The organism is Mycobacterium sp., from assembly GCF_049673265.1.
Lineage (GTDB): Bacteria > Actinomycetota > Actinomycetes > Mycobacteriales > Mycobacteriaceae > Mycobacterium.
Genome location: NZ_JBATXN010000130.1, coordinates 1 through 4,480, shown reverse-complemented (window position 1 = coordinate 4,480; position 4,480 = coordinate 1). Strand labels below are relative to the sequence as shown.

The following is a 4,480-nucleotide window of genomic DNA, read 5'->3' as shown; positions in this document are numbered from 1 at the left end:
GATCGTCGGCATCCGCGGGTTGATCTCATCGAGAGATTCACTGCCGTTGATGAGCGACTGCCCGAACTTGTCACCCAACCCGCTCAACGCCTGGGCGGCAGCGCTCAGCGTCAGGTTGACCTTGACGGGGTCCACCTTCTCGGCGATGGACGTGATCGTTTGGAACAGCGTGTTGATCTCCGTCGTCACCGACCGGGCGTCGATCACGGTGTGAGGTGCAGTCTGCGTCGTGATCTTCTGCGGCGACGGGTGATCTGGCGCCGTGAATGCCACGTACTTTCCACCGAAAACCGTGGTCGCGACGATCCGCGCTTCCACGTTGGCCGGAATCAGATAGCAGCCTTGGGGCGAGGCGCCCGAATCGCCGCAGAAGCTCCGCGAGCGTTGGAGATACTTTTGGTCGACGTCTAAGGTGAACTTGGCGAATGGCTTGCCATCCGGCTGGGTCTTCTCGTCGATTTTGGCAACGCGGCCGATCTGCACTCCGTCATAGGTGACCTTCGAGCCGGGATCCATCACCAAGCCCGCGCGATCGGACAGCATCGTCAGCTGGGTCTTGTCCGGGTGGCGGAGAATCACCTGGCTGAAGTCGCCCTTGTAGAACAAAAAAACCACCCACAGCACGAGCGCTGCGATCAGAAAGACGATGACACCGGCCACCCGGTAGGGCTGCACTGGCGCCTTGTTCTCTTTCCCTCGGGGAGCTGTCATGGCCGTCTACACCGTGAAGTTGAAGTTCGGATCGACGCCGTAGAGCGACATCTCGGCCAACAGGATGACGACGGGCGTGGAGACCAGCGAGAAACGCATCGAGCGGCCGACTGCCTCACCGACGCCGACCGGGCCACCGCTGGCGTTGTACCCGTAGTAGCAGTGCGAAAGCATGACGACCGCGGCGATGATGATCACCTCGACGAACGACCAGAACACGTCGTTGGGACGTAAAAACGTCCGGAAGTAGTGCTCGTAGGTGCCCGACGTCTGTCCGTACAAGAATGTCGTGACGACTTGGGGAGACAGGAAGGACAGAATCAGGCCGATCGCGTACAGCGGGATGATCACGACCAGCCCGGCCAGCATCCGCGTGGAGACCAGGTAGGCCGTCGACTTGACGCCCATCACCTCCAGTGCGTCGATCTCCTCGCTGATCCGCATGGCGCCCAGTTCGGCGGTGGCACCGGCGCCGACCGTGGCCGCCAGCGCGATGCCGGTGACGATCGGGGCAACGAGGCGCACGTTGATGAACGCGGACAGGAACCCGAGCAGGGTCTCGAGCCCGATGTGGCCCAACGACGCCAGTCCCTGGATGGCGACCAGCGAGCCGGCCGACATTGTCACGAAGGCGATGATCACCGCGGTGCCGCCGACAACCGCCATGGCACCGGTGCCCATGCCGACCTCGGCGATCAGGCGCAGAATTTCCTTGCGGTACCGGGTAATCGCCCACACCATGTCGCGGACGCCGATGACGGTGAACCAGCCCAGCTTTCCGGCCACGTCCAGCGGGCGGCTCGCGGCGCCCCCGTAGCGACGCAAACTGGAGGATGCCCGGGGAAACCGGCCACGAAGTACCGCGATTGTCGACATGTCAGCGCCCCGTTCCGAATCGAACGCCGATCGTGGTCAGCACTACGTTGACCGCGAACAGCGCGACCACGCAGAGCACCACGGTCTCGTTGACGGCGGTGCCAAGGCCCTTAGACCCTCCGCGCACGGTCAGCCCGCGGTAGCACCCGACCAGACCCGCGATCAGCCCGAAGGCCAATGCCTTGACCGTCGCGATGACCACTTCTGGTAGTCCGGTGAGCTGGGTCAGGGTAGCCAGGTAGCCCCCGGCCGATACATGCTGCAGGTAGACGCCGAAGAGGAAGCCGCCGACCAGGCCGACCATGCTCACCAAGGCGTTCAGCAGCATCGAGACCAGCGCGCAACCCAGCACTCGCGGCAATACCAGCCGGTGGATCGGGTCGATGCCGAGCACCTCCATCGCGTCGATCTCCTCGCGAATGGTGCGCGCGCCCAAATCGGCGCAGATGGCCGTCGACGCGGCGCCGGCGATCACCAGCACAGTGTTGATCGGCCCGATCTGGGTGATCACCGCGATCCCGGCGCCGGCGCCCGAGAGGTCGGCGGCGCCAACCTGGATCAGCAGGATGTTGAACGTGAAGATGAAAAGCGCGGTGATTGGCACCGAGACCGCCATGGTCGGCAGCAACGCCACCCGCATGATGAACCAGCACTGCTGGATGAACTCGCGCCACTGAAACGGCCTGCGGAACACTGCTTTTCCGGTAAGTACGCACATCCGGAAGAAGCCACCGACAAGAAGGATCGGCGGACCTAGCTGGTCGCGAACGTAGTCGGTGAGCCGTGGCTGGGTGGTCGTCACTGGCAACCCCCCACGGAGCAACCGCGCGCCTCGCGGCGAAGCGGCTGATTGTGTCGCACGCCTCCTCCTTGCCCCGTCCCCAGGTGTGTGACCACCGTCTCCCTACTCGCAGGTAGTAAGGCAGACCACAGGACCATACCCGATGGCTCACCCGGCGTGCATAGCATCGGCACTATTAGCCTTTCGTCTATTTGACCTGCGAGTTCTGCGTTATGTCAGGTTCGGCTGTCCTTCACTGGATCCGTTGACGCGTAAGTGCTTTGAGGGGCATCGGGGGCACCCGAAGCACCGTAGCGCGCTCGCAGTTCGGTCTTCAAAACCTTCCCCGCGGGGTTGCGCGGTAGCGCGTCAACGATCTCCAAGTCCTTGGGGTGTTTGTAGCGCGCTAATCGCTCGTTGAGGAACTCGTCAAGATCCTCAAGGCTCAACCTTTTTGGCGGGTCGGTCGCGACGACGGCCGCAACCGCGATCGGCACCTCGCCCCACTTCTGGTGCGGCCGACCGATGACCGCGACTTCGACGATCTCGGGATGGCTGGCGAGGACGTTCTCCACCTCCGCGCAGTAGATGTTCTCCCCGCCGGAGATGATCATGTCCTTCTTGCGGTCGACCACCCAGACGTAACCGTCCTCGTCCATCCGAACGAGATCGCCGGAGTGGAACCAACCCCCCGCAAATGCCTCCGCGGTCGCCTCCGGATTGTTCCAATAGCCGCTCATCAATGTGGGTGCACGATAGACGATTTCACCGACCTCGCCGACGGGCACGTCGTTCATGTTCTCGTCGACCACGCGGGCAGCGACGGTTGGGATCACCTTGCCCACTGAACCGCGCTTTCTGATCGCGTCTTCGCCGAGCAGCATGCAGGTGACCGGCGACATCTCCGTCTGGCCGAACGCGGCCAAAATCTGCGTCCCGGGAAAGGTTTCCGACATTTGTCGTAGCAATGTGTCGGATGCCGGTGCGGCGCCCCACGACATCACGCGTATTTTCACGTCGCGCGGATTCGCCTGCTGCGCATTGCATACCGCCTGCCACTGCGCGGGGACCAGGAAGATCCCGGTGACCTTCTCGGCGGCCAGTACGTCGAGCAGGTGCCCGGGGTCGAATGCGCCCAGGGGATGGATCACGGTGGGAATCCCGAGCAGCATCCCGGTCAGCATGTTGCCGACGCCGGCGATGTGGAAGAACGGGACACCGATGAAGCCGACGTCGTTGACGGCGACGCCGTGGGTATATAGGCCGGTCATCGTCTGCCCGGTGAGGTTGGTGTGGGTCAGCACGGCGCCCTTAGGCCGGCCGGTGGTGCCCGAGGTGTACATGATCAACGCCGGCGAGTCGTTGGGGATGTCTACCGGTTCGGCCGGGTCGCCGGGCTCGTTCACCAGGTCCTCGTAGCCGAGCACACCCTCCTCGGCAGTGTCGCCGGCGACCACGACGGTGTTGAGCACCGAGGTGATGTTGCGGACGCCGTTGCCCACCGGGGCCAGGACGGATTCGGTGATCATGACCCGCGCCTCGCAATCGTCGACCAGGAAGGCGATCTCGGCCGGTGTCAGCCGGAAGTTAACCGGAACAGCGATAGCGCCGATCATGTTGGCCGCCAGCACCGACTCGACGAACTCGGTCCGGTTGAGCATCAAGATCATCACCCGGTCCCCAAAGCCAACCCCTCGGCGGCTCAGGGCGCCGGCCAGCGCAGCCACCCGGCGGCGCAGCTCGGACCAGGTGACGGTGTTGCCCAGAAATCGCAATGCGGGACTGCCCGGCTGCATCAATGCGTGCCGTTCGAGTTGATTGACCCAATTTTGTCGTCGCGACAGATACGGCTGCTCGGTGCTGTCGGCGTCGGCGTCGGCGTGGGTCTGGTAGGACTGCTGGCCAGTCAACTCCGCGGTCAACTAGTCGATTCCTCTCTGCTCGCGAACTCGTCCTCGAGTTGATATTTGATAAAATCTGGTGTTGTCTGGGTCACACTATGGTCTGGGCGGCGGGAAGACAACCCCGGTGACTTCCCTGCGTGCGCCCGTCACTGCGCGATTTTCCGCGCAACGGCAGACGCGGCTTCCACTTCGCCGCGCTCAGCTGTCC

Annotated in this window: 4 protein-coding genes; all 4 read right to left on the bottom strand. The window is 63.5% G+C overall.

Translation table 11 applies throughout. The features are described 5' to 3' along the window. The coding region (locus tag WBF82_RS04635; RefSeq protein WP_424381924.1) for an MCE family protein at window positions 1-711 on the bottom strand (711 nt) is incomplete at its 3' end. A 6-nt stretch (window positions 712-717) separates the two neighbouring features. Further along, on the bottom strand, window positions 718-1,587 hold the full coding sequence (locus WBF82_RS04630) for an ABC transporter permease (protein ID WP_424381923.1): 870 nt from the start codon (window positions 1,585-1,587) through the stop codon (window positions 718-720). A gap of 1 nt (window position 1,588) precedes the next feature. After that, the gene (locus tag WBF82_RS04625) at window positions 1,589-2,389 is read right to left on the bottom strand and encodes an MlaE family ABC transporter permease (RefSeq protein ID WP_424381922.1); all 801 of its coding nucleotides are present in this window, start codon (window positions 2,387-2,389) and stop codon (window positions 1,589-1,591) included. 215 nt (window positions 2,390-2,604) lie between these two features. Then, window positions 2,605-4,278: a fatty-acid--CoA ligase FadD5 gene (fadD5, locus tag WBF82_RS04620; RefSeq protein WP_424381925.1), complete on the bottom strand. Its 1,674-nt coding sequence runs from the start codon at window positions 4,276-4,278 to the stop codon at window positions 2,605-2,607. Window positions 4,279-4,480 lie beyond the last annotated feature (202 nt).